Here is a 26,266-nt window from a genome sequence, read left to right on the forward strand (position 1 = left end):
ACAGCCCTCAGGCCGGGTCGGGCACCCAGCCCTCGACGAACGCCGCCAGCCGCCGGGTGACCGCGCCGCCGGAGCGGCCGAGCGCGAGCAGCGCGGACCGCTCCAGAGGCACCCGCACCGCACGCCGTCCCGGTCGCCGGGTGACGGCGGCGTGCCCGGCGGCGACGAGCTCGGGCCAGGGGCGGTCCAGCTGGGCGCGCACCCGGGCGAGTGCCTGCTCGGTCGGGGCCGCGTTGCCCTCGACCATCGCCGTGACGAACGCGGGATCGCTGCCGATCACCCGGGTGCCGCTGCCGAAGCTGCCGGCCGCCAGCGACAGCGCCAGCGGCCCGGCGTCGGCGGCGGCCGCGGCCAGCGCCGCCGCGAGCAGGTGCGGGACGGCGCTGATCGCGGCGACGGCGTCGTCGTGCTCGGCGGCGGTCGCCGGCACCACCTCGGCACCGACGGCGAGCGCGACCTCGGCGACGCGCAGCCAGCGCGGCAGCTCGGTGCCGGCCTCCAGGCAGACCGCCCACCGCGCGCCGCGGAACAGCTCGGGGTCGACGGCCTCGTGGCCGGACCGCTCGGTGCCGCACATCGGGTGCCCGCCCACGAAACGGCTCCCGAGCGCGGGGGACAGCGCCTCGAGGACCGGCCGCTTGACCGATCCGAGGTCGGTCACCGTCGCCGCCGGGTCGACGACCAGCCCGTCGAGCGCGGTCGCCATCGCCGGGAGCGGGACGGCGAGGACGACGACGCCGCTCAGCTCCCGGGTGATCGCCACGCCGCGGGCCGCCGCGGCCTCGCGGGCGGCGGGGTCGACGTCCCAGCCCGACACCGGCCGGCCGGCCGCCGCCAGCGCCGCGGCGAGCGAGCCGCCGAGCTGCCCCAACCCGACCACGGCCACCGGCGGGGCGGGCATCGTCGGCACCGGGAACGCGGGGGCTCCACCCGGAGCTGCGGCGTCGGCCATGATCAGAGGTTATGACCCCCCGCTCGTTCCTCCTGAGCGCCGAGCTGGCCGACTACGTGCGCGCGTCGTCCGAACCGCCCGACGAGGTGGCTGCCGCGCTGATCGCCGAGACCGCGGAGATGGCCGCGCGCGGGGAGGCCCCGCCCACGCTGCAGATCGCGCCCGAGCAGGGTGCGCTGATGCAGCTGCTGACGACGGCGGTCGGTGCCCGCCGGGCGATCGAGATCGGCACCTTCACCGGCTTCTCCGCCCTGTGCATCGCGCGCGGACTGCCGGCGGGCGGCTCGCTGCTCTGCCTGGACAACGACGCGGGCTGGACGGCGGTGGCGCAGCGGTACTGGGCGCGCGCCGGCGTCGCCGACCGGGTGGAGCTGCGCCTGGGCGACGCGCTGGAGACCCTGCGCGGCCTGCCCGCCGAGCCCACCTTCGACCTGGCGTTCGTCGACGCCGACAAGACCGGTTACGCCGGCTACGTGGAGGAGCTGCACCCGCGGATGACCGCGAACGGGATCGTGCTGCTGGACAACACGCTGCGCTCGGGACGGGTCCTGGACCCGCGCGACGAGTCCGACCGGGCGCTGGTCGAGCTCAACGCCGCGCTGGCCGCCGACCCGCGGTGGGAGACGGCGCTGATGCCGCTGTCCGACGGCCTGACCCTGCTGCGCAAGCGATGAGCGGGCTGGAGCCGCGCCCCAGCTACGCCGTTCGCATCTCCCGCCCCGACGGTCGCTGGCGGGTGGAGCTGCTGGCCAAGCACGCCGGCGGGGTGCTGGAGGCCCTGGAGCAGGCGCTCGGCGAGTTCGGCGAGGACGGCTGGCCACCGCCGGTGGTGGTCGTCGTCGACGCGGGCCTGTTCTTCGTCGCCCTGCGGCACGGGCCGGGCGGGATGGTGCGGGCGCTGATCTCCGACGCGTCGATGCAGGAGTGGGTGCTGGTGAGCGAGGTCCTGGAGCGCTACGGCATCGGCGCCGAGAAGGACTTCCTCTACGACGACGACGAGACCGGCTCGCCCGACGGCGATCTGGACCTGTTCGCCGACGACGGCCTGCCGGCCGCGGAGCTGCGACCGATCCTGACCGCCGACGACCTGTGGGCCGACGAGATGGTGACCGCCATCGCCACCCGGCTCGGCTTCGCCGACGAGCTGGCCGCGGCGGTGACCTGGTGAGCGTCTCGGCCGTGGTCTTCGACCTCGGCGGCGTGATCACCGAGAGCCCGATCACGGCGTTCACCGCCTACGAGCGGGAGGCGGGGCTGCCCGAGGGGCTGATCGTCCGGCTGAACTCGACCGATCCCGACACGAACGCCTGGGCGCGGTTCGAGCGCAACGAGCTCGACGTCGCCGGCTTCGCCGCGGCGTTCGAGGCCGAGGCGGCCGCCGCCGGGCACCGGGTGGAGGCCGCGCGCGTCCTCGCCGCGCTGCAGGGGGAGCTGCGGCCGCCGATGATCGCGGCGGTCGGGCGGCTGAAGGACGCCGGCCTGCCGCTGGCGCTGCTGTCGAACAACGTGGCGCCGATGGAGCGCACCGGCCGGCTGGGGGAGCTGCTGGGGCTGTTCGACGCCGTCGTGGAGTCGTCCGTCGAGGGCGTGCGCAAACCGGAGCCCGAGATCTACCGGCGGGCGCTGGACCGGCTGTCCGAGGCGGTCGGCCGGCGGATCGAGGCGGCCGACTGCGCCTACCTGGACGACCTCGGCATCAACCTCAAGCCGGCCCGGGCACTCGGTTTCTCGACGATCAAGGTCGTGGACCCCGCCGTCGCGCTGGCCGAGCTGTCGGCGCTGGTCGGCTTTCCGCTGGACGGCGCCGCGTGACCGCCGACCTCGACGCCGCGATGGCGCGCGCCCTGGAGCTCGCCGCCGCCGCGCAGGAGTGGGGTGACACGCCGATCGGCGCCGTCGTCCTCGGGCCCGACGGCGCGGTCCTGGCCGAGGCGGCGAACGAGCGGGAGAAGCGCGGTGACCCCACCGCGCACGCCGAGGTCCTGGCGCTGCGCGCGGCGGCGGCGGTGCACGGCGACGGCTGGCGGCTGACCGGCTGCACCCTCGTGGTCACCCTCGAGCCGTGCACGATGTGCGCCGGGGCGAGCGTGCTGTCGCGGGTCGACCGGGTGGTCTACGGCGCCGACGACCCCAAGGCGGGAGCGGCCGGGTCGCTGTGGGACGTCGTCCGCGACCGCCGGCTCAACCACCGGCCCGAGGTCACCGCGGGCATCCGGGCCGAGGAGAGCGGCGCGCTGCTACGTGCTTTCTTCCGCCGGCAGAGGGGCCTGTAGTCTCTTCGGCGGTGGCGTGTCCGAGCGGCCGAAGGAGCACGCCTCGAAAGCGTGTGAGGTGAGAGCCTCCGTGGGTTCAAATCCCACCGCCACCGCCAGCTGACGAAGGCGGCGCCCCGTGCGGGGCGCCGCCTTCTCGCGTCTCAGGCGATCTCGTCGCGCTCGAGCAGGAGGCGTCCGTCGTCGCCGCGGACGAACCGCAGCTCGTGCCGCTCCGTCGTCGACGAGCCGTCCGGGCGCACGTAGGTGATGTCGGCCAGCGCGCGGTCGTCGCCGTCGGCCTCGATGCCGCTCACCTGCACGCGGGAGAACCCGCCCCAGAACCCGGCGAAGTTCCCGAAGGGGAAGTTCTCCTGGAACCCGGGGCTGGTGAGCTCGTACGCGGCCTCCAGGTCGCCGGGCACGAGGGCGAAGAACTCGGTCACGGCGGTCGCCGGGTCGCCGGCCGGCTCCCCGCCCTGCGGCTCGCCGTCATCGGGCTGCCCGGTGTCGGCCGGTGCGTCGTCGGCCGGTGCGTCGTCCGCCGGGGCCTCGTCGGCCGGGGCGTCCGGCTGCTGCTCGGCGGTCGTCTCCGCCGACGTGGTCGGCGCGGTCTCCTGCGCCTCGGTCCCGGGATCGCCGGAACCGTCCGGCCGCAGGAACAGGAAGAGGACCAGAGCGGCGACGGCGGCGGTCAGCAGGCCGGCGGCGAGCCAGGCACCGCGTCGACGACGCCTGGGCGCAGGGACGGCGGCGGGGGGTGGCGTCGTGGGCGGGGGAGCGGCGGGCCGCGGGGACGGCGTCGCGGCCGGGGGAGCGGTCGGCGGCGGGGACGGCGTCGCGGCCGGGGGTGCGGCGAACACCTCGGTGCGGGGGCGTTGCGGCGCCGAGCTCACGTCGGTGCGCGCCAGCAGCACGGTCGTGGTGTCGCCGTCGCGGCCGGCCGCCAGCCGGGCCAGCTCGTCGCGGACGTCTGCCATCGACGGCCGCTCGGCGGGGTCGGCCGCGAGCATGCGCTGCAGCGGGGCGGCCAGCGAGCCCGCCCGCAGCGGCGGCCGGATCTGCCCGCCGGCGACCTTGTGCAGCATGCCGAGGGCGTTGTCCTCCATGCCGAACGGCGGCTGCCCCTCCAGGCACGTGTAGAGCGTGGCGCCGAGGGAGAACACGTCGCTGGCGTGGGTCATCTCCCGGCCCTGCGCGACCTCGGGCGCGAGGAAGGCGGGCGTGCCGGTGATCTGCCCGGTCTGGGTGAGCGTGACGTCGCCGCTGGCGTGCGAGATGCCGAAGTCGGTGATCTTCACCAGGCCCTCGACCCGCTCGCCGCGCCCGATCAGGATGTTGGCCGGCTTGACGTCGCGGTGCACGATGCCCGCCGCGTGCGTGGCCGCGAGCGCGTCGGCGACCTGGGCGCCGATCTGCGCGACCTGGTCGACGCGCAGGACGCCGTCCTGGCCGAGCACCTCCGCCAGGCTGCGCGAGGGCAGGTACTCCATGACCAGCCAGGGCGTGCCCTCCTCGAGGGCGACGTCGTAGACGGCGATCGCGTGCCGGTGGCTGAGCCGGGCGGCGATCCGCCCCTCGCGCAGCGCGCGCTGGCGCTGCTCCTCGGCCAGCACCGGGTCCGTCGCCGAGGTCAGCACCTGCTTGACCGCCACCTCGCGGCCGAGCCGCTCGTCGCGGGCCAGCCAGACGGCACCCATCCCGCCCCCGCCGATCTGCGACCGCAGCCGGTAGCGCCCGGCGACGAGGCGCCCGGGCGCGGTGACGGGTCGGGTCATCGGCGGTTCAGACGCCCGACGGGGTCCCGTACCGGCGCGCGTACTCCTCCTGGGCGCCGGCGGGGAGGGCGTCGTAGAGCTCGCCCAGCTCGGTGTGCACCTGCGGGTCGAGGTCGTCGAAGATCTGCTGCCAGGTCGGCGCCTCGTCGTAGCTGCGGGTCAGCAGCAGCTCCCAGGCGTGCGCCTGGCGGTCGCGCTTGTCCCGCTCGGCCAGCACCTCCGACAGGTAGGCGTCCTTGGCGGCGGTCTTCTCCGCGTTCGTGGCACCGGCCGGCAGGGCCGCCGGGTCGCCGCCCTTGAGGACGCCGACGATGGCCGCCACCACGTCCGGGCGCAGCTCGGTGCTCTCGCTCATGTCCGCCTCCTCCTGCGATCGCCTCGGCCGAGGCGTTCCCCGGTCGCCGCGCGGGCAACCTCCTGGGGTGCAGGATGCCGCACGCCCGGCCCCCCGGCGCTCCGAGCGGGGCGCGCCGGACCGGGCGGCTGACCCTCGCGGGGGCGCCCGGTAGGATCTGGGGCGCACGTGGAGGATTCGCCTAGTGGCCTATGGCGCTCGCTTGGAAAGCGGGTTGGGGGCAACCCCTCGGGAGTTCGAATCTCCCATCCTCCGCAGCACCGGGCCCGCCTCGTCCGCACGGACGAGGCGGGCCCGTCCCGTTCCGGGCCGCGCCGGGCGCCGACCTCGGGGCGCGTCCTCCGGGCTCGCGGTCGACCGAGAGCCTCGCCGCCGTACCGCGGGGACGACACCGCACCGCGGGGACGACGTCGCACCGCGGGGACGACGCCGCACCGCGCGGCCGGAGCACCGGACCACGTGCTCTACAGTGGGTCCAGACCCCTCGTGCGGCGTCACCCTGTGAACCTCCCCAGGGCCGGAAGGCAGCAAGGATAAGCGGGCTCTGGCGGGTGCGCGGGGGGTCCTTTTCTTCCCCTCGTCACGGTCCTGCCCCGTTCGGTGCGGGCGGCACGAGGCCGGTCGAGGTGGAGCTCTCCGTCGTCCGGACCCCGGAGGGGGTGCGCGTCGAGGACACCGGGGCCGGCGAGTTCCTCCTGCACCTCGTGCGGTGAGCTCCCGGGACGTCGGTGGCCCCACGTAACCTCGCTGCGTGGCCCTGGCTCTCTACCGCAAGTACCGCCCGGCGACCTTCGCCGAGGTGGTCGGCCAGGAGCACGTCACCACCCCGCTGGTGAACGCCATCGACGGCGGCCGGATCAACCACGCCTACCTGTTCAGCGGTCCCCGCGGCTGCGGGAAGACCTCGTCGGCGCGGATCCTGGCCCGCTCGCTGAACTGCGAGCAGGGCCCGACATCCACGCCGTGCGGTGTCTGCGGCTCCTGCGTCGCCCTGGCGCCCGACGGTCCGGGCTCGCTCGACGTCATCGAGATCGACGCCGCCAGCCACGGCGGTGTCGACGACGCCCGCGACCTGCGCGAGCGCGCGTTCTTCGCCCCGGTGAACAGCCGCTACAAGGTCTACATCGTCGACGAGGCGCACATGGTCACCACGCAGGGCTTCAACGCCCTGCTCAAGGTGGTCGAGGAGCCGCCGGAGTTCCTCGTCTTCGTGTTCGCGACCACCGAGCCGGACAAGGTGCTGCCGACGATCCGGTCGCGCACCCACCACTACCCGTTCCGGCTGGTCCCCCCGACGACGCTGCGCGGCCTCCTGGAGAAGACCTGCGCGGCCGAGGGCGTCACCGTCGAGCCGACGGTCTTCCCGCTCGTGGTCCGCGCCGGCGGTGGCTCGGTGCGCGACTCGCTGTCCATCCTCGACCAGCTGCTGGCCGGCGCCGGTCCGGAGGGCGTCACCTACAAGAGCGCCGTCGGCCTGCTCGGGGTCACCGACGACGCGCTGCTCGACGAGACGATCGACGCGCTGGCCGCGCACGACGCCCCGGGCGTCTTCCGCGCCGTCGACCGGGTGGTCGAGGCCGGCCACGACCCGCGCCGGTTCGCCACCGACCTGCTCGACCGGCTGCGTGACCTGATCGTGCTCGACGCCGTCCCCGACGCGGGCGGCAACGGGCTGCTCGACTCCCCGTCCGACCGGCTGGACCTGATGAGCCAGCAGGCGCAGGCGCTCGGCTCGGCCACGCTGTCCCGGATGGCCGACACCGTGCACGAGGGCCTCACGGAGATGCGCGGGACGACGGCGCCGCGGCTGCTGCTCGAGCTGGTGTGCGCCCGCATGCTGCTGCCCGGCACCGACGGGTCCGCCGTGGCCACCCTGCAGCGGCTGGAGCGCCTCGAGCGGCGCATGTCGATCGCCGGGGAGCACGCCGGCCGGCCGGGTGCCGAGGCACCGGTCGCGGCCGCCGCACCGGTCCGGGAGGCCCCGGTCACCCCGGTCCGGGAGGCCCCCCGGGCCGCACCGGCAGCGGCGCCCGAGCCGGCCGCCCCCGCGGCGCCGCCGGCCGCGGCCGGTCCGCGCAAGGAGTACGTGCGGCCCTCGCAGCGCGCCGCGGCCCCCGCCGCGCGACCCGAGCCGGCGGCTCCGGCAGCGCCCGCGGCTCCGGCCGCCGACGACTGGCCCGAGACGGTCAAGCCGGGATCGGGCGCCCGCACCGCGAAGCCGGCCGCGGCGAAGCCCGCCCCCGAGCCCGCGGCGCCGCCGGCGGAGCAGCCCCGCCGCACCCCCGCGGTGGCGCAGGGCGAGCCCGACATCCCGCTCCCGCCCGAGCCGACGGACGACGAGGACTGGCCGCACCCGGCCGAGCCGGCGGCGGTCCGCGCGGCGCAGGAGCGCGCGCAGCAGCCGCCCGCCCCGGCGGTGCCCCGCCCGGCGGCCGAGTCCGCGCCCGCGCCGCGGGGTGCCGAGCCCACGCCCGTGGTCACCGCCGACCCTGCCCACTCGGCCAACCCCGACCAGCCGGCCGGCGGCGGCGAGCTGGGCACCAGCGACGTGCGGCGGGTCTGGCCCGAGCTGCTCAAGGTGGTGCGCGGGCACAAGCGCACGACCGAGGCGCTGCTCAAGAGCGCGCAGGTGCAGGACCTGGCCGGCGGCACGCTCACCCTCGCCGCGACCTCCCCGGCGCTGGCCAAGATGCTCGGCGACGACCTGAACAAGGACGTGATCCGGCAGGCGCTGCTCGAGCTGCTCGGCGTCCGGTGGAAGGTCCAGGTCGTGGTCGAGGGCGCCGGTGCGGCACCGGGCGCCGCGGTGACCCCGGAGGTCGCCCGCGAGGCGGCGCGCCAGGCCGAGGCGGCCGAGGCCCGGGAGCTCATGGCCGAGCGCGAGGCCGAGGCGGCCCGGCCCGAGGGGGAGCGGGCGCCCGCCGTCGACCCCGAGCAGGCCGCCCTGCAGCTGCTCAAGGCCCAGCTCGGCGCCCAGCCCATCGAGGGGTAGCCACGACCAGCCGCGCCGCCGGACGTCCAGCCGGGCCACGACGCGGCCACACGTCCTCCCGCGGGGCTCAGCCCCCTCTGGACGACCCCACCCGTCACGCCGGTACCGGGAGACCGCTGCCGGTCGTACCCGGGGCCTACCCTCGGGTCATGTTCCCCGGAGGCCAGCCCGACCTGTCGCAGCTCATGAAGCAGGCGCAGCAGATGCAGCAGCAGCTCGTCGCCGCTCAGGAGCAGCTGGCCGAGGCCGAGGTCACCGGCACCGCCGGCGGCGGGCTGGTGTCGGCGACCATGACCGGCAGCGGCGACCTCACCGCGCTCACCATCGCGCCGGCCGCCGTCGACCCCGACGACCTCGAGACCCTGCAGGACCTCGTGGTCGCCGCCGTCCGCGATGCGAAGCGCGCCGTCGACGAGCTGGCCGCGCAGACCATGGGCCCCCTCGCGGGCGGCCTGGGCGGCCCCGGCGGCGGCCTGGGCCTGCCCGGATTCTGACCGCACCGCTCCCCGAACCAATACCAGAAGGAACACCGTGTACGAGGGTGCCGTCCAGGACCTCATCGACGAGCTCGGCCGGCTGCCCGGCGTCGGGCCCAAGAGCGCGCAGCGCATCGCCTTCCACCTGCTGGCCGCCGAGTCGGCCGACGTGAGCCGGCTGGTCGCCGCGCTCACCCGCGTCCAGAAGGAGGTCCGCTTCTGCGTGACCTGCTACAACGTCGCCGAGGGCGAGCAGTGCAAGATCTGCCGCGACCCGCGCCGCTCCGACGACGTGCTGTGCGTGGTGGAGGAGCCCAAGGACGTCGTCGCCATCGAGCGCACCCGTGAGTTCCGCGGCCGGTACCACGTGCTCGGCGGCGCGATCAGCCCGATCGACGGCGTGGGTCCCGACGACCTGCGGGTCAAGGAGCTCATGACCCGGCTGATGAACGGCCAGGTCAAGGAGCTGATCATCGCCACCGACCCGAACCTCGAGGGCGAGGCGACCGCCGCCTACCTGGCCCGCCTGGTCGGCCCCATGGGGCTCGCGGTCAGCCGGCTGGCCAGCGGCCTGCCCGTGGGCGGCGACCTCGAGTACGCCGACGAGGTCACGCTCGGCCGGGCGTTCGAGGGCCGCCGCCGCATCGACGCCTGAGGAGGGACCCCGGTCCGCCCACCCTTCGCACGCTCGGGGCGGGCCCCTGACCGGGGCCGCTCCAGCGCCTCGCGTGAGGCTCCGCTCACATCTGGGGGCGGCGGTTGGCGATCGGGCTCGCGCGCAGGGGATGATCGTCGCGTGCGGAAGGGGTGTGCGTTGACGAAGCGTCGCGCCATCGACCTCATGCGCACGGCCAGCCGGCTCTAGCCCGGGCCCTGCCGGGTACCGCGGGATCGTCCACCCGCGAGCCGGCCCTGCCGTCCGTGTGCCGCACCCCCGAGCCTGCCGAGGCCCCCCGTGATCGAACTGAACGACGTCCGCAAGGTCTTCCCCGCCCGCCGCGGGGCGGCCGAGGTGACCGCTGTCGACGGCGTCACCCTCTCGGTGGCCGACGGCGAGTTCGCCGGCGTCGTGGGCCCGAGCGGCTCGGGCAAGAGCACGCTCGCCCGGATGGTGAACCTGTTGGAGCGGCCGACGTCGGGCAGCGTCGTCGTCGACGGCCAGGTGCTCACCGACCTCGACGACGACGGCGTCCGGCGGGCCCGGCGCACCGTGGGCATGGTCTTCCAGCACTTCAACCTGCTGGACTCGCGCACCGCCGCGGGCAACGTCGAGCACCCGCTCGAGCTGGCCGGCGTCGGCAAGGCGGAGCGGCGCCGCCGCGTCGCCGAGCTGCTCGACCTGGTCGGCCTCGGCGACCGGCACGCCTCCCGGCCCGCGCAGCTCTCCGGCGGGCAGAAGCAGCGGGTCGCGGTCGCCCGCGCGCTGGCCGCGCGGCCCAAGGTGCTGCTCTGCGACGAGGCCACCAGCGCGCTCGACCCGGCCAGCACCGCCGGCGTGCTCGACCTGCTGCGCCAGGTGCGCGCCGAGCTCGGCCTCACCGTCCTGCTGATCACCCACGAGATGGCCGTCGTCCGCGCCGTGTGCGACAGCGCCGTCCTGCTCGACTCCGGCCGGGTCGTCGACGGCGGGCCGCTGACCGAGGTGCTGTCCCGCCCGCACTCGCCGCTGGCCGCCCAGCTGCTGCCCGCCCCGGTGGTCGCCGGCGCCACCGGCGACCTCGTCCGTGTCACCGTCACCGAGGCCGCGCCCGAGGGCCGGGTGCTGCGCACCCTGGCCGGTGAGCTCGGGCTGGACGTCGAGGTCGTCGGCGGCTCGGTCGAGACGGTCGCCGGCCGGCGGTTCGGCCGGCTGCTGCTGCAGGTGACCGGCGACGACGGCCGGCTCGACGCCGCGCTGCAGCGGCTGCGCGACGGCGGCTCGCTGGTCGAGCGCGCGGTCCCGGGTGACGAACCCGAGCCGATCGACGAGCACGACGAACCCGAGACGGGGGAACCGGACCGGCCGGCGGTCCGGAGCCTCCTCGACGCGCCGGAGGTGCAGCGGTGAACGACTGGGACCGCATCGCCCCGCAGCTGGCCGAGGCCACGTGGGACACGCTCTACATGGTGGGCGTCAGCACCGTGCTCACCGTGCTCATCGGCGTCCCGCTCGGCGTGCTGCTCACCGTCACCGCGCCCGGCGCGCTGTCGCCGCAGCCGCTGGTGCACCGCGTCCTCGGCCTGGTGGTCAACCTGGGCCGCTCGCTGCCGTTCATCATCCTGCTGGTCCTGGTCGCCCCGGTGACCCGCGAGATCGTGGGCACGACCATCGGCTCCACGGCCACGATCGTGCCGCTCACCATCGGCGCCGTCCCGTTCCTCGCGCGGCTGGTGGAGACCAGCCTGCGCGAGGTCAGCCCGGGCAAGGTCGAGGCGACCCTGGCCATGGGCGGGCGCCGGCGCGACGTCGTCCGCACGGTCCTGCTGCCCGAGGCGCTGCCGTCGCTGGTCGCGGGCGTCACGGTCACCGTCGTCGCCCTCATCAGCTACTCGGCCATGGCCGGCGCCATCGGCGGCGGCGGCCTCGGCGACTTCGCCATCCGCTACGGCTACCAGCAGTTCCGCACCGACATCACCGTGGCGACCGTGGTCCTGCTGCTGGTCGTCGTCCAGCTCCTGCAGTGGACCGGCGACCGCTGGTCGCGCCGGCTCGCGCACGCCTGAACTCCCCGCACCACCCACCCCCGCAAGGAGAACCCCCGCATGCACCGCCCCCGTACGTCCGCCCTCGCCGCCGTCGCCACCGCGTCGCTGCTCGCCCTCACCGCGTGCGGGGGAGGGGACGCCGAGCTGTCCGGCGCCGACGAGCCGCTGCGGGTCGGCGCCTCGCCGGTGCCGCACGCCGAGATCCTGACCTTCATCGACGAGGAGCTCGCCGAGGACGCCGGCCTGGACCTCGAGATCGTCGAGTTCACCGACTACGTGCAGCCCAACGTCGCCCTCGACGACGGCTCGCTGGACGCCAACTACTTCCAGACCGTGCCCTACCTGGAGGAGCAGGAGGCCAGCGCCGGCTACGACTTCACCCCGCTGGAGCCGGTGCACATCGAGCCGCTGGGCCTGTACTCGAACTCGCTCACCGACGTCGCCGACCTGCCCGACGGCGCCACGGTCGCCATCCCGAACGACCCGACCAACGCCGCCCGCGCGCTGCGGCTGCTCGAGGCCAACGAGCTGATCACGCTGGCCGACACCGGTGACGCCGCGCCCACGTCGCTCGACATCGAGGGCAACCCGAAGAACCTGGAGATCCAGGAGGTCGAGGCCGCGCAGCTGCCCCGCTCCCTGCAGGACGTCGACGCCGCGGTCATCAACGGCAACTACGCCATCGACGCCGACCTGTCCCCGGCCGACGACGCGCTGGTGCTCGAGGAGGCCGAGGGCAACCCGAACGCCAACCTGCTCGTGGTGCGCACCGGTGACGAGGACGACGAGCGGATCCAGCAGCTGGAGGAGCTGCTGCACTCCGAGGAGGTCCGCCAGTTCATCGAGGACACCTACTCCGGGGCCGTGCTGCCGGCCTTCTGACCTGCACCGGCGAGCCCGGGCGCGCGGACCGCAGGGTCCGCGTGCCCGGGCTCACAGCTGCAGTCACGACGTCATAACGGTGTCGGAACAAGATTCCTTGCGTCGTTCACCCCGTGTTAGACCTACATCCTCCATGGCCAGAGGTGGCCGCCGGGCGCTCGTGCGCCCGATTCTCCGCGAGAACGAGGTAACGGATGATTTCCGGTCTGAGCAGCCGTCGGCGCATCGCCGCCACGGCGGGCGTCGTGGCGACGTCCCTGGTGCTCGCCGCCTGCGGTGGCGGCGACGACGAGGGTGACGGCGGCGGCTCCGGCGGTGGTGGCGGCACGCTGACCATCGGCACCACGGACAAGATCACCTTCCTCGACCCGGCCGGCTCGTACGACAACGGCTCGTTCGCGGTCATGAACCAGGTGTTCCCCTTCCTGCTGAACACCCCCTACGGCAGCCCGGACGTCGAGCCGGACATCGCCGAGTCGGCCGAGTTCACCTCGCCGACCCAGTACACGGTCACCCTGAAGCCGGGCCTGAAGTGGGCCAACGGCAACGACCTGACCAGCTCCGACGTCAAGTTCACGTTCGACCGCCAGCTGGCGATCGCCGACGAGAACGGCCCGTCGTCGCTGCTCTACAACCTCGACAGCGTCGAGACGCCGGACGACACCACGGTCGTGTTCAACCTGAAGAGCGAGAACGACCAGGTCTTCCCGCAGATCCTGTCGAGCCCGGCCGGCCCGATCGTCGACGAGGACGTCTTCTCGCCGACCGAGGTCACCCCCGACCAGGAGATCGTCGACGGCAACGCCTTCCACGGCCCCTACGTCATCACCGGCTACGACCAGAACAACCTGGTCTCCTACGAGGCCTACCCGGACTACCAGGGCCTCCTGGGCGCGCCGAAGACCGAGCAGGTCAACGTCAAGTACTACGCCGAGGCCTCGAACCTGAAGCTGGACATCCAGCAGGGCAACATCGACGTCGCGTGGCGCAGCCTGACCGCGACCGACATCGAGGACCTGCGCGGCAACGACGACGTCCAGGTCGTCGACGGCCCCGGCGGCGAGATCCGCTACATGGTCTTCAACTTCAACACCCAGCCGTTCGGCGCCACCACCCCCGAGGCCGACCCGGCCAAGGCCCAGGCGGTCCGCCAGGCGATGGCCGACCTGCTCGACCGCGAGGAGATCGCCGAGCAGGTCTACAAGGGCACCTACACCCCGCTGTACTCCCACGTCCCCGAGGGCCTGACCGGCGCAGTCGAGCCGCTCATGGAGAAGTACGGCGACGGCAGCGGTGGCCCCGACGCGGACAAGGCCGCCCAGCGGCTCGAGGCCGCGGGCGTCGCCACCCCGGTGCAGATCAACCTGCAGTACTCGAACGACCACTACGGCCCGTCCTCGGCCGACGAGTACGCCCTGATCAAGGACCAGCTGGAGTCCAGCGGCCTGTTCACGGTGGAGCTGCAGACCACGGAGTGGACCCAGTACTCCGAGCAGCGCACCGCGGACGCCTACCCCGTGTACCAGCTCGGCTGGTTCCCGGACTACTCGGACGCCGACAACTACCTGACGCCGTTCTTCCTCACGGAGAACTTCCTCAGCAACCACTACGAGAACCAGCAGGTCAACGACCTGATCCTGCAGCAGGCGACCACGGCCGACCCGGCCGCGCGCCAGGCCCTGATCGAGCAGATCCAGGACCTGGAGGCCGACGACCTGTCGACCCTGCCGTACCTGCAGGGCGCTCAGGTGGCGGTCGTCGGCTCCGGCGTCGAGGGCACGGAGGACACGCTCGACGCGTCCTTCAAGTTCCGCTACGGGGCCCTGAGCAAGGGCTGATCCCAGCCCCTGGGACACTGAAGGCACCACGGCCCCGGGTGATCCGCCGCGTGCGGGTCGCCCGGGGTCGCCTGTGCAGGCACCAGTTCGACGAGTGGGAGCGATGACCACGACCACCACCGAGCTCACCGGCGGCGGGGCCGCCCCGGACGCCGCACCCGCTGCGGCGTCGCGGCGCCGCAGCGGCGGTGGGCTGGGCAGCTACCTGCTGATCAGGTTCCTGCTGATCTTCCCCACCGTCTTCATCCTGGTGACGACGGTCTTCGTGCTCATGCGCCTGACCGGTGACCCGATCACCGCCGCGCAGGGCGGCCGGCTGCCGGCCGAGGAGCTGGCCCGGCGGATCGCCGAGGCCGGCTACGACCGGCCGATCCTGGTCCAGTACTGGGAGTACCTCACGCAGATCGTGCGGGGCGACTTCGGGACGGCGATCAGCGACGGCCGCGAGGTCACCGACATGCTGACCACGTTCGGCGCGGCCACCCTCGAGCTGGCCTTCTACTCGCTGATCGTCGCCTTCGTCGTCGGCATCCCGCTCGGCCGGCTCGCCGCCTACCTGCGCGACCGCTGGCCCGACGCCGTCCTCCGCGTGTTCGCGATCCTCTGCTACGCCACCCCCGTCTTCTTCGCGGGTCTGCTGCTCAAGCTGGTGTTCGCGGTGAACCTCGGCTGGCTGCCCGTCGCCGGCCGGGCCTCCACCGGCGCGGAGATCCAGCTCCAGTCGCTCGAGGGCCGCACCGGCATCTACCTGATCGACGCGATCAGGCTCGGCGACGGCGAGGTGATCCAGGACGTGCTGGAGCACGCCGTCCTCCCGGCCATCGCGCTGGGCCTGCTCACCGCCGGCGTCTTCCTCCGGCTGGTGCGCACCAACGTCATCGGCACCCTCGGCAGCGGTTATGTGGAGGCCGCCCGGTCCCGGGGGGTCAGCGAGCGGCGGCTGCTGCGCAAGCACGCCTACCGGCCGGCGCTCATCCCGATCGTCACCGTCATCGGCCTGCAGATCGCGCTGCTGCTCGGCGGCGCCGTGCTCACCGAGACCACCTTCGAGTGGAAGGGCCTGGGCTTCCAGCTGGTCGAGTACCTGCAGGCCCGCGACTTCGTCGCCGTCCAGGGCATCGTCGTCCTGGCCGCCGTCATCGTGGCGATCGTCAACTTCGTCGTCGACGTCATCGCCGCGCTCATCGACCCCCGGGTGAGGTACTGAGATGGCCACCGCTGCCAGCACCGTCGAGACGGCGGCCGACGTCCCCGCCGCCGGCCGCCGGCCCCGCGGGTGGCGCGGCCTCCCGGTGGTCCGCCAGCTGCGGCAGAGCGTCGGGCTCCAGCGCGGCATGCTCGTCGCCGGTCTGGTGCTCACCGGGATCTTCCTGCTGACCGCGATCTTCGCGCCGCTGCTGGCGCCCTACGAGTACAACCAGCTGCGCGACCCGTCCGGCCCCTTCGGCGCCCAGCAGGAGCCGTCGTCGGCGCACTGGCTCGGGACGACGGTCGGCGGCTACGACGTGTTCTCCCGCGTCATCTGGGGCACGCGCACCGCGCTGCTGGTCATCGTGGCCGCGGTGCTCATGTCGATCGTCATCGGCGTGCTGCTCGGCCTGGTCGCCGGGTACTTCGGCGGCTGGCTGGACCGGGTCCTCGTCGTGGTGGCCGACGCCATCTACGCCTTCCCGTCGCTGCTGCTGGCGATCGTCGTCGGCATCGTGCTCAACGGCGGTGAGTCCAGCCTGCGCGGCGGCATCATGGCCGCGGCCATCTCGATCACCGTCGTCTTCGTGCCGCAGTACCTACGGGTGGTGCGGGCGGAGACGGTGCGGATCAAGGCCGAGGCCTACGTCGAGTCCGCCCGCGTCATCGGCGCCTCGCACTGGCGGATCATGTCGCGGCACGTCTTCCGCAACGCCACCCGGACCCTGCCGCTGATCCTCACGCTCAACGCCTCCGAGGCGATCCTCACGCTGGCCGGACTGGGCTTCCTGGGCTTCGGCATCGAGCCGACGGCGGCCGCCGAGTGGGGCTACGACCTGCAGAAGTCGCTGTCCGACGTGACCAGCGGCATCTGGTGGACCTCGCTGTTCCCCGGCCTGGCCATCGTGCTCGTCGTCCTCGGGCTGACCCTGGTCGGCGAGAGCCTCAACGACCTGGCCGACCCGCGGCTGCGCACCCGGCGGCGCGGCCCGGCCACGCCCGCCGACGTCGCCGAGACCTCGGTGATGCCGGGCGCCTACGCCGCGGACACCCTGTACGTGGACCAGAAGGGGTCCGAGCTGTGACCACCACCCCCGCCCGTGACGTCGTCGACATCGAGAACCTGTCGGTCACCTTCGCCACCGACGCCGGCGACGTCGCCGCCGTCCAGGACGTCAGCCTGGCCGTGACCGCCGGCGAGGTGCTGGCGATCGTGGGGGAGAGCGGCAGCGGCAAGACCGTCACCGCCCGCAGCATCCTGGGGCTGCTGCCCGAGACCGCGCTGACCCGCGGCGCGATCATGCTGACCAGCAAGGACGGCGGCAGCACCTCCGACGTCGTCACGCTCTCCCGCCGCGACCTGGGCCAGGTGCGCGGCCGCGACGCCGCCATGGTGTTCCAGGAGCCCTCCACCGCCCTGAACCCGGTGTTCCCGGTGGGCTGGCAGATCGCCGAGGGGCTGCGCGCCCACGGCGGTCTTTCCAAGAAGGAGGCGCGGGCCAAGGCGGTCGACGTGCTGCGCCGGGTCGGCATCCCCGACCCCGAGGTGCGCGTCGACCACTACCCGCACCAGTTCTCCGGCGGCCAGAAGCAGCGCATCGTCATCGCCCAGGCGCTGGCGCTCGACCCCGGCGTGATCATCGCCGACGAGCCGACGACGGCGCTCGACGTCACCGTCCAGGCCGAGATCCTCGACCTGCTGCGCCGCTGCCGCGACGAGTTCGGCGCCGCGATCGTGCTGATCACGCACAACATGGGCGTCGTCGCCGACCTCGCCGACCGGGTCGCGGTCATGTACCAGGGCCGGATCGTGGAGCAGGCCGACGTCCGCACGCTGTTCTCCGCCCCGCAGGACGAGTACACGCGGCAGCTGCTGGGCTCGGTGCCGCGGCTCGGCGAGGGCCGTGCCCGCACCGCCGAGCGGGCCGCCGCCCGGCCGGCCGGCTGGGCCGCGGCGACCCCGGTGGTGGAGGCCCGCGACCTGCGGATCGTCTACCCGGGGCGGCTGCGCCAGCCGGACTTCGTCGCCGTGAAGGGCGTCTCGTTCAGCATCCGCCCCGGCGAGGTGCTGGGCCTGGTCGGCGAGAGCGGCAGCGGCAAGACCACGATCGGCCGGGCGATCGCCGGGCTGACCAAGGTCACCGGCGGCTCGCTGCAGGTGCACGGCGTGGAGATGAACGGGGTCAAGGAGCGCCGGTTCCGGCCGGTCCGCGAGCGGATCGGGTTCGTCTTCCAGGACCCGGCGTCCAGCTTCAACCCGCTGCTCACCATCGCCGACGCCGTCGCCGAGCCGCTGGTCGTGCACGGGCGGGCGAAGAACCCGCACGAGGCCCGCGGCCGGGTCGACGAGCTGCTCGAGGCGGTGCAGCTGCCGAAGAGCTTCGGCGACCGCTTCCCGCACGAGCTCTCCGGCGGTCAGCGGCAGCGGGCCAGCCTCGCCCGCGCGATCGCGCTGGACCCCGAGCTGCTGATCGCCGACGAGCCCACCTCGGCGCTCGACGTCTCGGTGCAGAAGCGGGTGCTGGAGCTGTTCGACGAGCTGCAGCGCGAGCTGGGATTCGCCTGCCTGTTCATCAGCCACGACCTCGCCGTCGTCGATCTGCTGGCCGACCGGATCGCGGTGCTCTACAAGGGCGAGCTGGTCGAGGAGGGCACGGGGGAGCAGGTGCTCGGCGCGCCGCAGCACCCCTACACGCAGCGGCTGCTGGCCTCGCTGCCCGTGCCGGACCCCGACGCCCAGGCCCTCCGCCGCACCGAGTGGAACCGCCTCCGCTCGTAGCCCGCCCCTACTCGAGGACGACGTCGTCGCCGCGGCGCACGGCCCGGCGGACCCGCAGCCTGGCGATCCTCCCGGCCGCGGCGACGAGCTCGGTGTAGCCCGGCGTCGGCCCGTGGTAGCCGAGGAAGCCGCGCGGCCCCTCGACCATCTCGCCGGTGCGCACGTCGTAGCGGCTCTGGTGCCAGGGGCAGACCAGGCAGCCGTCGTCGTCGACCGTGCCCTGCGACAGGTCGGCGAGCTGGTGCCGGCACAGCCGGGAGACGGCGAAGTAGCGGTCGCGCCCGTCCGGGCCGGGGCCGCGGTTGCCCACCGCCCAGTCGCCGACGCGGCGCACCGTCCCCGGCGGCAGGTCGGCGGCGGGGATCCGGTCGGGCTCGGTCACGGGCGCTCCTCGTGGTGGGGTGGTCGGCCGCCGCTTACCCACAGCGGCCGGGCCGGACGCCTGCCCGCGTCGGTACTGTCGGATCCCCGTACCGATCTGCTCCCGGAGGTGGCCGTGCGCCGGCTGTTCGTGGTCCTGGGGGCATCCGCCCTGCTGGGCCTGACCGCGGCTCCGGCCCTGGCCGAGGAGCCGTTCCGGCTGCCCGACCAGATCGCGGACGAGGCCGGGGTGCTCGACGGCGGCGAGGAGTCGCAGGTCGAGGATGCGCTGCAGGAGCTGCAGACCGAGGACGGCATCCAGCTGTTCGTCACCTTTGTCGAGACCTTCGACCCCGGCACCGCCGACGAGTGGATCCGGGACACGTACACCCTCTCCGAGCTGGGCGGCAACGACGCGCTGCTCGCCGTCGCCGTCGAGGAGCGCGACTACCGGTTCTTCGTCCCGGACGGCGCCGACGTCACCCAGGCCGAGGCCGAGACCCTGGCCGGCCAGGCCGTCGAGCCGGAGTTCGCCGAGGGCAACTGGGGTGCGGGCGCCGTCGCCTTCGCCGACATCGTGCGCACCGGCGAGGCCCCGGGCGACGGGGGTGACGGCGGCGGGGGCGCGCTGCTGGTCGTCGGCGCGATCGCCGTCGTCGGCGGTGGCGCGTACCTGGTCTCCCGGAGCCGCCGCCGCAAGCGCGAGGCCGCGCCGCCGGTCCAGCGGCTGGAGCGGCCCGACCCCTACGCCGGCACCTCGACCGAGGAGCTGCAGGGCAAGGCCAGCGAGGCGCTGCTCGCGCTGGACGAGGCGGTCACCAGCTCCCAGCTCGACCTCGACTACGCCCGCGCCCAGTACGGCGCCGACGCGGTCACCGGCTTCGACCAGGCGCTGGCGGCCTCCCGCGACGAGCTCAACCGGGCCTTCCAGCTGCGCCAGCAGCTCGACGACGACATCCCGGAGGACGAGCCGACCACCCGGCGGATGCTGGCCGAGATGCTCGAGCTCACCCGGGCCGCCGACACCCGGCTCGACGAGCAGGCCGAGGCGTTCGCCCGGCTGCGCGACCTCGAGCGCAACGCGCCGCAGGTGCTCGAGGCCCTGGCGCCCCGGATCGCCGAGCTGCGCGACCGGATCCCGCGCGAGGAGCAGCAGCTGGCTGCGCTCGCCGAGCGCTTCGCCGACACCGCGGTGGCGCCGGTGCGCGACAACGTCACCGAGGCCCGCGCCCGGCTGGCTGCCGCCGAGGCCGAGGTCAACGAGGCGCTGGACGCCCTCGGCGCGGGCCGCAACGGCGACGCCGTCGGCGACGTGCGCGCCGCGGAGGACGCCGTCGCCTCGACGACCACGCTGCTCGACGCCGTCGGCCGGCTGGCCACCGACCTGCAGGAGGCGACCGGCCGGGTGGCCGCCGTGCGCGCCGAGACCGAGCGCGACCTGGCCGAGGCGCGCGCGTTCGTGGCCTCCGGCAACCGCGGCGGGCTGCCGCCGCAGATCGCCCGCGCCGAGCAGGCACTGACCGCCGCGGACGCCGCGCTCGCCGGGCCCCGCCCGGACCCGCTGGCCGCGCTGCGCCAGCTGGAGGAGGCCGACATCGCCCTGGAGCAGGCGCTGTCGGTGGCCCGCGACGCCGACGAGCAGCGCCGCCGGGCGGCCGCGGCCCTGGACCAGGCGCTGATGACCGCCCGCTCGACGATCGGATCGGCCCGCGACTTCATCGCCACCCGACGCGGCGCCGTCGGACCGGAGGCCCGCACCCGGCTGGCCGAGGCGCAGCGGCACCTCGACGTCGCGGTCGAGCGGGGCGGCGACGACCCGACGGCGGCGCTCGCCGACGCGCACCGCGCGATCTCCTTGGCCCGGCTGGCGCTGGAGCTGGCGCAGCGCGACGTCTCCGGCTGGGGCGGCGGCTACGGGCCCGGCGGGTACGGGCCCGGCGGCTTCGGCGGCGGGTACGGCGGCGGCTACCGCCGCGGCGGGGTCGACCTCGGCAGCCTCGTCCTCGGCGGGATCCTCGCCGGTGGGATGCGCGGCGGCTGGGGCGGCGGCGGCTTCGGCGGCTCCGGCGGTGGAGGCGGCGGCGGCGGTGGCTTCGGGGGCGGCCGGTTCTGACCCGACCGCCCCCCGGGCCTCACGTCGCCCGCGCCAGCACCTCGGCCGGCGGCGTGCGCAGCGCCAGCCGGGCGGGCACCTCGGTGCTGGCGAAGGCGATGACCACCACGACCGCGGCGGTGGCCGGCAGCAGCCACCACGGGCCCGCCGGCCACGGCCGTCCGGTGAACCCCAACCCGACCAGGACCAGCGGCACGGCGGACAGCAGGACCCCCGCGAGCACCGCCGCGGCCGACACCAGCGCCGCCTCACGGCGCACCACCGACCGGACCTGGCGGGGTGTCGTCCCGACCAGGCGCAGCGCGGCGAACTCCGCCCGGCGCTGCGCGGTGGACGCCACCAGGGCGTTCGCGATGCCCATCAGCACGTAGCCGAGCAGCACGACCAGCACCGCCACGTTGAGCCACACCTCCGGCGGGGTGCTGCTGTCGGGTCCGCCGTCGGCACCGAGCACCGCGATCCCGGGCCAGGACGCAGCCAGTCCGGCGAGGCGGTTCTGCGTCGCCGCGCTGCCGTCGGTCCGCACCAGCAGGCGCTGCGCCAGGTCGGTCGTCCGGTGGCCCTCCACCAGGTCGGCGGAGAGGACGACCGGCCCGACGCCGAGCTCGCGGTCGTAGACGGCGGCCACCCGTGCCTGCACCGGGGTGCCGTCGCCCAGGGTCAGCGCCACGTCGTCGCCGGCGCCGGCGTCCTGCGACCGCGCCAGGTCGTGCCCGATCGCGACGACCGGCCCCTCGAACCGGTCCACGCCGCCGGCCCGCACGTCGAGGTCGAGCACCGACGACACGTCGCCGGAGACCACCAGCGCACCGGCGGGCTCGACGACGGCGTCGCCGAGCGTGGTGCCCGTGAGCAGCACGGTCGTGTCGGCCGCCGGGACCACCGCGTCCACGCCGGGGACGGCGGCGACCTCCTCGGCCAGCCCCTCGGGGACGCCGCCGAGCGCGCCCGCGTCGATCGTCGTGCCGGCCAGGACGGTCTCCGCCCCGTCGCGGGACGCGGCGTCGGCGACCGTCGTCTGCGCGTACGCGTAGGTGAGGACGAAGACCACGGCCATCGCCAGGGTGGTGATCGCCCCGGCCGACCGTAGGGCGTAGCCGTGCAGGTTCGCCACCGCCAGCCAGCCTGGCGCGCCGCTGCGGGCCGGCAGCCGGCCGGCCAGCCCGCCGCTGACCCGGCGCAGCAGCGCCGGCCCGGCCAGGGCGAGGCCGATGGCGGCGAGCAGCCCGGCCATGGAGGTGGCCGCCGCGCCGAGCGCGTCTCGCACCAGCAGCGGCGGGACCGCCAGCGGCACGGAGGCGGCCATCAGCAGCAGCCCGGCCGCGGTGCGGATCCGGGAGGGCTCCCGGGGGCCGGTGCGCGACTCGCCGAGCACCGTGGTGACCGGCTCGCGCGAGGTGCGCCAGGCCGAGCTCCGGGCGGCGACCTGCACCACGAGCAGCATGAGCAGCACCCCGCCGAGCGCCGGGAGCGGTGAGGTGGTCAGCGGCAGCTCGTCGGGGAGCAGGCCGATGTGCACGAGCAGCGCGCGGAAGCGGCCGGCGAGCAGGTAGCCGAGCGCGACGCCGGGCACCACGGCGACGGCGGCGACCAGCGTCGCCTGCAGCGCGACCAGCCGGCGCAGCTGCCGCGGGGTGGTACCCACCGCCCGCAGCAGGGCGAGCTCGGGCCGCTGCCCGGTCATGGCGACGCCCAGCGCACCGGCGACCAGGAAGCCGACCAGCAGCAGCGGCACCCCGGCCAGCGAGCCGGCGATGACCACCAGGGTCGAGCGCGCAGCGGCCACGCCCGGGAGGACGACGTCGCCGCGGTCGCCGCCGGTGGAGATGACGAGGTCGGTGCCGGCCACCGCGTCCCGGGCGGCCTCGGCCACTCGCTCCGTCGCGCCGGGCTCGGTGGTCAGGCCGACGAGGTCGACCCGGCCGGCCAGCTCCGCCGCGTGCGCGTCGTCGAAGAGCACCCCGGCGCCGGCCGGGCGCACGATCGCGGTGACGCGGTACCCGCCCTCCCGGCCGTCGACGACGACGCGGGCGACGTCCCCGACGTCCAGGCCCGCCGCGGCGGCGAGCGACGCGTCCACCGCCACCTCGTCGTCGCCCTGCGGCGCTGCGCCGTCGACCTGCGGCCCGGGGAGCAGCGCGGTCGAGGACCAGCCGTGCCCGCTGGTGGCCGGGTCGTCGGCCGGGGCGACGCCGTCGTCACCGAGCACCGCGGCCGGGAAGCCGACGTCGGCCACGGCGGCGGTGACCCCGGGCAGGCCGGCCAGCTCCGCGGCCAGGTCGGCGGGCACCGCACGGCGCTCGGGCAACCCGACGTCGAGGTCCTCGGGGACGGGGGCGGTCTGGTCGGCCGACACGATCACCGACGCGCCGTCGAGCCGGCCGGCCGGCACGTCCGAGCGCAGCCCGGACTCGAGCAGCACACCGGTGCCGGTGACGATCGCGCTGCCCCCGAGCACCGCGCAGAGGACGGCGACCAGCGACGCCGGCCGGCGGCGGGCCATGCCCGCGGCGAGCCCGGTGAGCACGGCTCAGCCCTCCCCGAGCGCGACGAGGCGCGCGCCCAGGACCGCGGCGGTGGGGGAGTCGAGCGCGTCGACCACCCGGCCGTCGGCCATCACGAGGGCACGGTCGGCGCGGGCCGCGGCCGCGGGGTCGTGGGTGACCATGACGACGGTCTGGCCCAGCTCGTCGACGAGCTCGCGGAGCAGGTCGAGCACCTGCCCGGCGCTGGCCCGGTCGAGCGCGCCGGTGGGCTCGTCGGCGAAGACCACGGCCGGGCGGGCCACCAGCGCGCGGGCGATCGCGGCGCGCTGCTGCTGGCCGCCGGACAGCTCGCCGGGCCGGCGGGCCAGGTGGCCGCCCAGGCCGACGCGGTCGAGCAGGAAGCGGACCCACTCCGGCTCCGGTGCGCGACCGGCCAGCCGCAGCGGCAGGGTCACGTTGTCGGCCACCGACAGGGCGGGGAGCAGGTTGTAGGCCTGGAAGACGAAGCCCACGTGCACGCGGCGCAGCTCGGTGCGGCGGGTCTCGTCCAGCCGGCCGATCTCCCGGCCGGCGAGCAGCACCTGCCCGCTGGTGGGGGTGTCCAGCCCGGCCGCGCAGTGCAGCAGCGTGGACTTGCCGGAACCGGAGGGCCCCATGACGGCGAGGAAGCTGCCGCGCGGCACGACCAGGTCGACGCCGTCCAGCGCTCGGACGTCCGGCGGGTGGACGCGGGTGACGCCGGCCAGCTGGACGGCCGGGGTCCCGTCGGGAGCGGCCGGCAGCGGCGCGACCGCGGGTGCCGCGGTCACCGGCTGCGCAGGTGCGCGACGACGAGCGCCGCCACGCACACGGCCGTGACCGCGCCGAAGGCGACGGTCAGCGCGACGGGGAGGACGCCGAAGGACGCCAGGCTGTTGCCGGCGACGCTCAGCGCCAGGAGGGTCCACAGCAGCGCCCGCAGCGGGCTGCCGGGCACGAGGGGTGCGGCGGGCGGGGCCGCCTCGAGGCGGTGGGGATCGGGCACGGGGAGCTCCTCGGGAATCGGGTTCGGGTGCTCCTCGAGCCTTCGTCGGCCGACCCCGATCGCCCATGCGGCCAGCAGGTCTTCCCTGGTACAGCAGGCTGTACTTCCTCGTCCCGGGTGATGACGCAGGGCCCGTGGCCTCCTAGCGTCGGGGCGTGCCGATCCCGCCGTCCCCGGGGCGTGCCCGGGCCACCGGCGTGCGCCCGGCTCCCGACTCCGTCGCCCGGAGGACGCTGGCGGCGCTCGAGCGGCTCGGTGGGGCGCTCGGCACGGCGCTGCTCGCCCTGCTCCTGCTGGTCGGGGTGGCGGCCGTGGCCGCGGCGTCCCTGGCGGGGGTGGGGCTGTTGCTGGTCCCCGCCACGCTGCGCGCCGTGCGCGCGCTGGCCGACCGCGAGCGGGCCCGGCTGGGCCGGTGGGGTGCCGAGCTGCCCTCGCCCGGCCCGGTGCCCGACGGGCTGCGCACGGCGCTGACCGACCGCACCGTCCTCCGCGACGTGGGCTGGCTGGCCGCGCACGCGACGGCGGGCTTCGCGGTGAGCCTGCTCGGCATCTGCCTGCCGATCTACGCGGTCCGCGACGTCACCTACCCGCTCTGGCGGTCGCTGCTGCCCGCCGACCTCGCCGACGACCGGCCGTGGTGGTGGGCGGTCGACACCGGCGCCGGCCAGCTCGCCGTCGCCCTGCTGGGGCTGGGCTGGGCGGCGCTGACCGTGGGCCTCGCGCCGGTCCTGGCGCGGGCGCTGGACGCGGCCGCCCGCCGGCTGCTCGCCCCACCGCCCGGAGCGGACCTGTCGTTGCGGGTGGCCCAGCTGACCACCAGCCGGGCGGCGGCGCTGGACGCGCACGTCGCCGAGCTGCGCCGCATCGAGCGCTCGCTGCACGACGGCGCGCAGAACCGGCTGGTGGCGGTCACCGTGCTGCTCGGCGCGGCGCGCCGGTCGCTTGTCCGCGACCCCGCGGCGGGCGAGGAGCTGCTGGCGCGGGCGCAGGACGCCGCCGAGCTGGCGCTGGCCGAGCTGCGCGGGGTGGTCCGCGGCATCCTGCCGCCGGTGCTCGCCGACCGCGGGCTCGCCGAGGCGCTCGACGGGCTCGCCGCCGGGTGCCCGGTGCCGTGCTCGGTCGCCGTCCACCTGCCGGTGCGCTGCCCGGCCAGCGTCGAGGCCACCGCCTACTTCGTCGTGGCCGAGGCGCTGACCAACGTGGCCCGGCACAGCGGCGCGCGCAACGCCGCCGTGGACGTGCGCCGGGAGGGCGCGCGGCTGCGGGTGCGGATCTCCGACGACGGCCGGGGAGGCGCCGACGAGCGCAGCGGATCGGGGCTGGCCGGCATCCGCAGCCGGGTGGAGGCGCACGACGGCACGCTGCAGGTGACCAGCCCGGCCGGCGGGCCGACCGTGGTGGAGGCGGAGCTGCCGTGCGGATCGTGATCGCCGAGGACGACGCCCTGCTGCGCGAGGGGCTGGCGCTGCTGCTGCGGGCCGAGTCCCTGGACGTCGTCGCCACCGCGAGCAACCCCGCGGAGTTCCTGGCCGCCGTGGACGAGACCCGGCCCGACGTGGCGATCGTCGACGTCCGGATGCCGCCGACGCACACCGACGAGGGCATCGTCGCCGCGGTCGAGGCGCGCCGGCGGCACCCCGGGCTGGCGGTGCTGGTGCTCTCGACCTACGTCGAGCAGGCCTTCGCCACAGAGCTGCTCGCCGACGGCGCGCACGCCCTGGGCTACCTGCTCAAGGAGCGCGTGGGCCGGGTGGAGCAGTTCCTCGAGGCGCTGCACCGGGTGGCCGACGGCGGCAGCGCGATCGACCCCGACGTCGTCGCGCAGCTGTTCGCCCGCAGCCGGCCCGATCCCGGGCTGGACCGGCTGAGCGCCCGCGAGCGCGAGGTCCTGGCGCTCATGGCCGAGGGCCTGGGCAACACGGCGATCGCCGGGCGGCTGTTCGTCACCGAGGGCGCGGTGCACAAGCACATCCGGAGCATCTTCGCGAAGCTCGACCTGCCACCCACCGACATCACCGACCGCCGGGTCAGCGCGGTCCTCCGGTACCTCGACGCCGTGCCCGGGCGCTGACGCGACGGAGCCGCTCGGAATCGTCGGACCCCGGT

24 protein-coding genes, 2 tRNA genes and 1 other RNA gene are annotated in these 26,266 nt (G+C 75.4%); 20 read left to right on the forward strand and 7 right to left on the reverse strand.

Annotated features, from left to right (window positions below; translation table 11 throughout):
- Positions 1–7: 7 nt before the first annotated feature.
- Entirely contained in the window at positions 8–952 is a 945-nt protein-coding gene (locus DQ241_RS18065) for a prephenate dehydrogenase/arogenate dehydrogenase family protein (RefSeq protein WP_113831597.1), read from the reverse strand.
- An 11-nt stretch (positions 953–963) separates the two neighbouring features.
- On the opposite strand from DQ241_RS18065, the gene DQ241_RS18070 reads away from it, so the two are divergent.
- The 5 genes from DQ241_RS18070 (at position 964) to DQ241_RS18090 (ending at position 3,323) form a co-directional block, all read left to right on the forward strand.
- Complete coding sequence (locus DQ241_RS18070; RefSeq protein WP_113831598.1) at positions 964–1,626, forward strand: O-methyltransferase; 663 nt, start codon at positions 964–966, stop codon at positions 1,624–1,626.
- Positions 1,623–2,120, forward strand: coding sequence for a tRNA adenosine deaminase-associated protein (locus DQ241_RS18075; RefSeq protein ID WP_113831599.1), 498 nt, complete (start codon positions 1,623–1,625; stop codon positions 2,118–2,120). Before DQ241_RS18070 ends, DQ241_RS18075 begins: the two co-directional genes overlap by 4 nt.
- Complete coding sequence (locus DQ241_RS18080; RefSeq protein WP_233492538.1) at positions 2,117–2,764, forward strand: HAD-IA family hydrolase; 648 nt, start codon at positions 2,117–2,119, stop codon at positions 2,762–2,764. The genes DQ241_RS18075 and DQ241_RS18080 overlap by 4 nt, the downstream gene beginning before the upstream one ends.
- The gene (locus DQ241_RS18085; protein WP_233492539.1) at positions 2,761–3,225 is read left to right on the forward strand and encodes a nucleoside deaminase; all 465 of its coding nucleotides are present in this window, start codon (positions 2,761–2,763) and stop codon (positions 3,223–3,225) included. The genes DQ241_RS18080 and DQ241_RS18085 overlap by 4 nt, the downstream gene beginning before the upstream one ends.
- Before the next feature lie 10 nt (positions 3,226–3,235).
- Positions 3,236–3,323 (forward strand) — tRNA-Ser (locus DQ241_RS18090).
- Positions 3,324–3,368: 45 nt separating this feature from the next.
- On the opposite strand, the gene DQ241_RS18095 is transcribed toward DQ241_RS18090, so the two are convergent.
- Positions 3,369–4,982: a serine/threonine-protein kinase gene (locus tag DQ241_RS18095; RefSeq protein WP_113831600.1), complete on the reverse strand. Its 1,614-nt coding sequence runs from the start codon at positions 4,980–4,982 to the stop codon at positions 3,369–3,371.
- Positions 4,983–4,989: 7 nt separating this feature from the next.
- Positions 4,990–5,337: a hypothetical protein gene (locus DQ241_RS18100; RefSeq protein ID WP_113831601.1), complete on the reverse strand. Its 348-nt coding sequence runs from the start codon at positions 5,335–5,337 to the stop codon at positions 4,990–4,992.
- A 170-nt stretch (positions 5,338–5,507) separates the two neighbouring features.
- On the opposite strand from DQ241_RS18100, the gene DQ241_RS18105 reads away from it, so the two are divergent.
- From DQ241_RS18105 to DQ241_RS18160, 12 genes are all read left to right on the forward strand, one after another.
- A tRNA-Ser gene (locus DQ241_RS18105) sits at positions 5,508–5,592 on the forward strand.
- Positions 5,593–5,812: 220 nt separating this feature from the next.
- Positions 5,813–5,908, forward strand: an RNA gene (gene ffs, locus DQ241_RS18110) — signal recognition particle sRNA small type.
- 180 nt (positions 5,909–6,088) lie between these two features.
- Complete coding sequence (locus tag DQ241_RS18115) at positions 6,089–8,329, forward strand: DNA polymerase III subunit gamma and tau (RefSeq protein ID WP_113831602.1); 2,241 nt, start codon at positions 6,089–6,091, stop codon at positions 8,327–8,329.
- Positions 8,330–8,478: 149 nt separating this feature from the next.
- Positions 8,479–8,823 (forward strand): YbaB/EbfC family nucleoid-associated protein, encoded by a 345-nt coding sequence (locus DQ241_RS18120; protein ID WP_113831603.1) that lies wholly within the window; start codon positions 8,479–8,481, stop codon positions 8,821–8,823.
- 37 nt (positions 8,824–8,860) lie between these two features.
- Entirely contained in the window at positions 8,861–9,460 is a 600-nt protein-coding gene (gene recR / locus DQ241_RS18125) for a recombination mediator RecR (protein ID WP_113831604.1), read from the forward strand.
- Positions 9,461–9,760: 300 nt separating this feature from the next.
- Positions 9,761–10,852, forward strand: a complete 1,092-nt coding sequence (locus DQ241_RS18130) for a methionine ABC transporter ATP-binding protein (protein WP_113831605.1) — start codon at positions 9,761–9,763, stop codon at positions 10,850–10,852.
- Positions 10,849–11,508, forward strand: a complete 660-nt coding sequence (locus DQ241_RS18135; protein WP_113831606.1) for a methionine ABC transporter permease — start codon at positions 10,849–10,851, stop codon at positions 11,506–11,508. Before DQ241_RS18130 ends, DQ241_RS18135 begins: the two co-directional genes overlap by 4 nt.
- 39 nt (positions 11,509–11,547) lie before the next feature.
- Entirely contained in the window at positions 11,548–12,372 is an 825-nt protein-coding gene (locus DQ241_RS18140; RefSeq protein ID WP_113831607.1) for a MetQ/NlpA family ABC transporter substrate-binding protein, read from the forward strand.
- 194 nt (positions 12,373–12,566) lie between these two features.
- Complete coding sequence (locus DQ241_RS18145; protein ID WP_113831608.1) at positions 12,567–14,210, forward strand: ABC transporter substrate-binding protein; 1,644 nt, start codon at positions 12,567–12,569, stop codon at positions 14,208–14,210.
- 103 nt (positions 14,211–14,313) lie between these two features.
- On the forward strand, positions 14,314–15,417 hold the full coding sequence (locus DQ241_RS18150; protein ID WP_113831609.1) for an ABC transporter permease: 1,104 nt from the start codon (positions 14,314–14,316) through the stop codon (positions 15,415–15,417).
- A gap of 1 nt (position 15,418) precedes the next feature.
- The gene (locus DQ241_RS18155) at positions 15,419–16,483 is read left to right on the forward strand and encodes an ABC transporter permease (RefSeq protein WP_113831610.1); all 1,065 of its coding nucleotides are present in this window, start codon (positions 15,419–15,421) and stop codon (positions 16,481–16,483) included.
- Positions 16,480–18,177 carry an ABC transporter ATP-binding protein gene (locus DQ241_RS18160; protein ID WP_113831611.1) on the forward strand — a complete coding sequence of 566 codons (1,698 nt, stop codon included), beginning with the start codon at positions 16,480–16,482 and terminating at the stop codon, positions 18,175–18,177. Before DQ241_RS18155 ends, DQ241_RS18160 begins: the two co-directional genes overlap by 4 nt.
- Positions 18,178–18,184: 7 nt before the next feature.
- Here the strand turns inward: DQ241_RS18160 and DQ241_RS18165 are convergent, their stop codons facing one another.
- A complete protein-coding gene (locus tag DQ241_RS18165; protein ID WP_113831666.1) occupies positions 18,185–18,559 on the reverse strand; it encodes a Rieske 2Fe-2S domain-containing protein in 375 nt (124 codons plus the stop codon).
- Positions 18,560–18,667: 108 nt separating this feature from the next.
- On the opposite strand from DQ241_RS18165, the gene DQ241_RS18170 reads away from it, so the two are divergent.
- A complete protein-coding gene (locus tag DQ241_RS18170; RefSeq protein ID WP_158545973.1) occupies positions 18,668–20,650 on the forward strand; it encodes a TPM domain-containing protein in 1,983 nt (660 codons plus the stop codon).
- A 19-nt stretch (positions 20,651–20,669) separates the two neighbouring features.
- On the opposite strand, the gene DQ241_RS18175 is transcribed toward DQ241_RS18170, so the two are convergent.
- From DQ241_RS18175 to DQ241_RS21185, 3 genes are read right to left on the reverse strand one after another with little or no spacing between them, the layout of a single operon-like run.
- Entirely contained in the window at positions 20,670–23,177 is a 2,508-nt protein-coding gene (locus tag DQ241_RS18175) for an FtsX-like permease family protein (RefSeq protein ID WP_199584712.1), read from the reverse strand.
- 3 nt (positions 23,178–23,180) lie between these two features.
- Positions 23,181–23,882 carry an ABC transporter ATP-binding protein gene (locus tag DQ241_RS18180; RefSeq protein ID WP_370444387.1) on the reverse strand — a complete coding sequence of 234 codons (702 nt, stop codon included), beginning with the start codon at positions 23,880–23,882 and terminating at the stop codon, positions 23,181–23,183.
- A 59-nt stretch (positions 23,883–23,941) separates the two neighbouring features.
- Positions 23,942–24,160 carry a hypothetical protein gene (locus DQ241_RS21185; RefSeq protein WP_233492541.1) on the reverse strand — a complete coding sequence of 73 codons (219 nt, stop codon included), beginning with the start codon at positions 24,158–24,160 and terminating at the stop codon, positions 23,942–23,944.
- Between the two features lie 155 nt (positions 24,161–24,315).
- Here DQ241_RS21185 and DQ241_RS18185 point away from each other — a divergent pair, with 155 nt between their 5' ends.
- A complete protein-coding gene (locus DQ241_RS18185; RefSeq protein ID WP_199584713.1) occupies positions 24,316–25,587 on the forward strand; it encodes a sensor histidine kinase in 1,272 nt (423 codons plus the stop codon).
- Positions 25,575–26,231 carry a response regulator transcription factor gene (locus DQ241_RS18190; protein WP_113831614.1) on the forward strand — a complete coding sequence of 219 codons (657 nt, stop codon included), beginning with the start codon at positions 25,575–25,577 and terminating at the stop codon, positions 26,229–26,231. Before DQ241_RS18185 ends, DQ241_RS18190 begins: the two co-directional genes overlap by 13 nt.
- Positions 26,232–26,266 lie beyond the last annotated feature (35 nt).

It is taken from the genome of Blastococcus sp. TF02A-30, from assembly GCF_003319185.1.
In the GTDB taxonomy this organism is placed as follows: Bacteria; Actinomycetota; Actinomycetes; order Mycobacteriales; family Geodermatophilaceae; genus Blastococcus.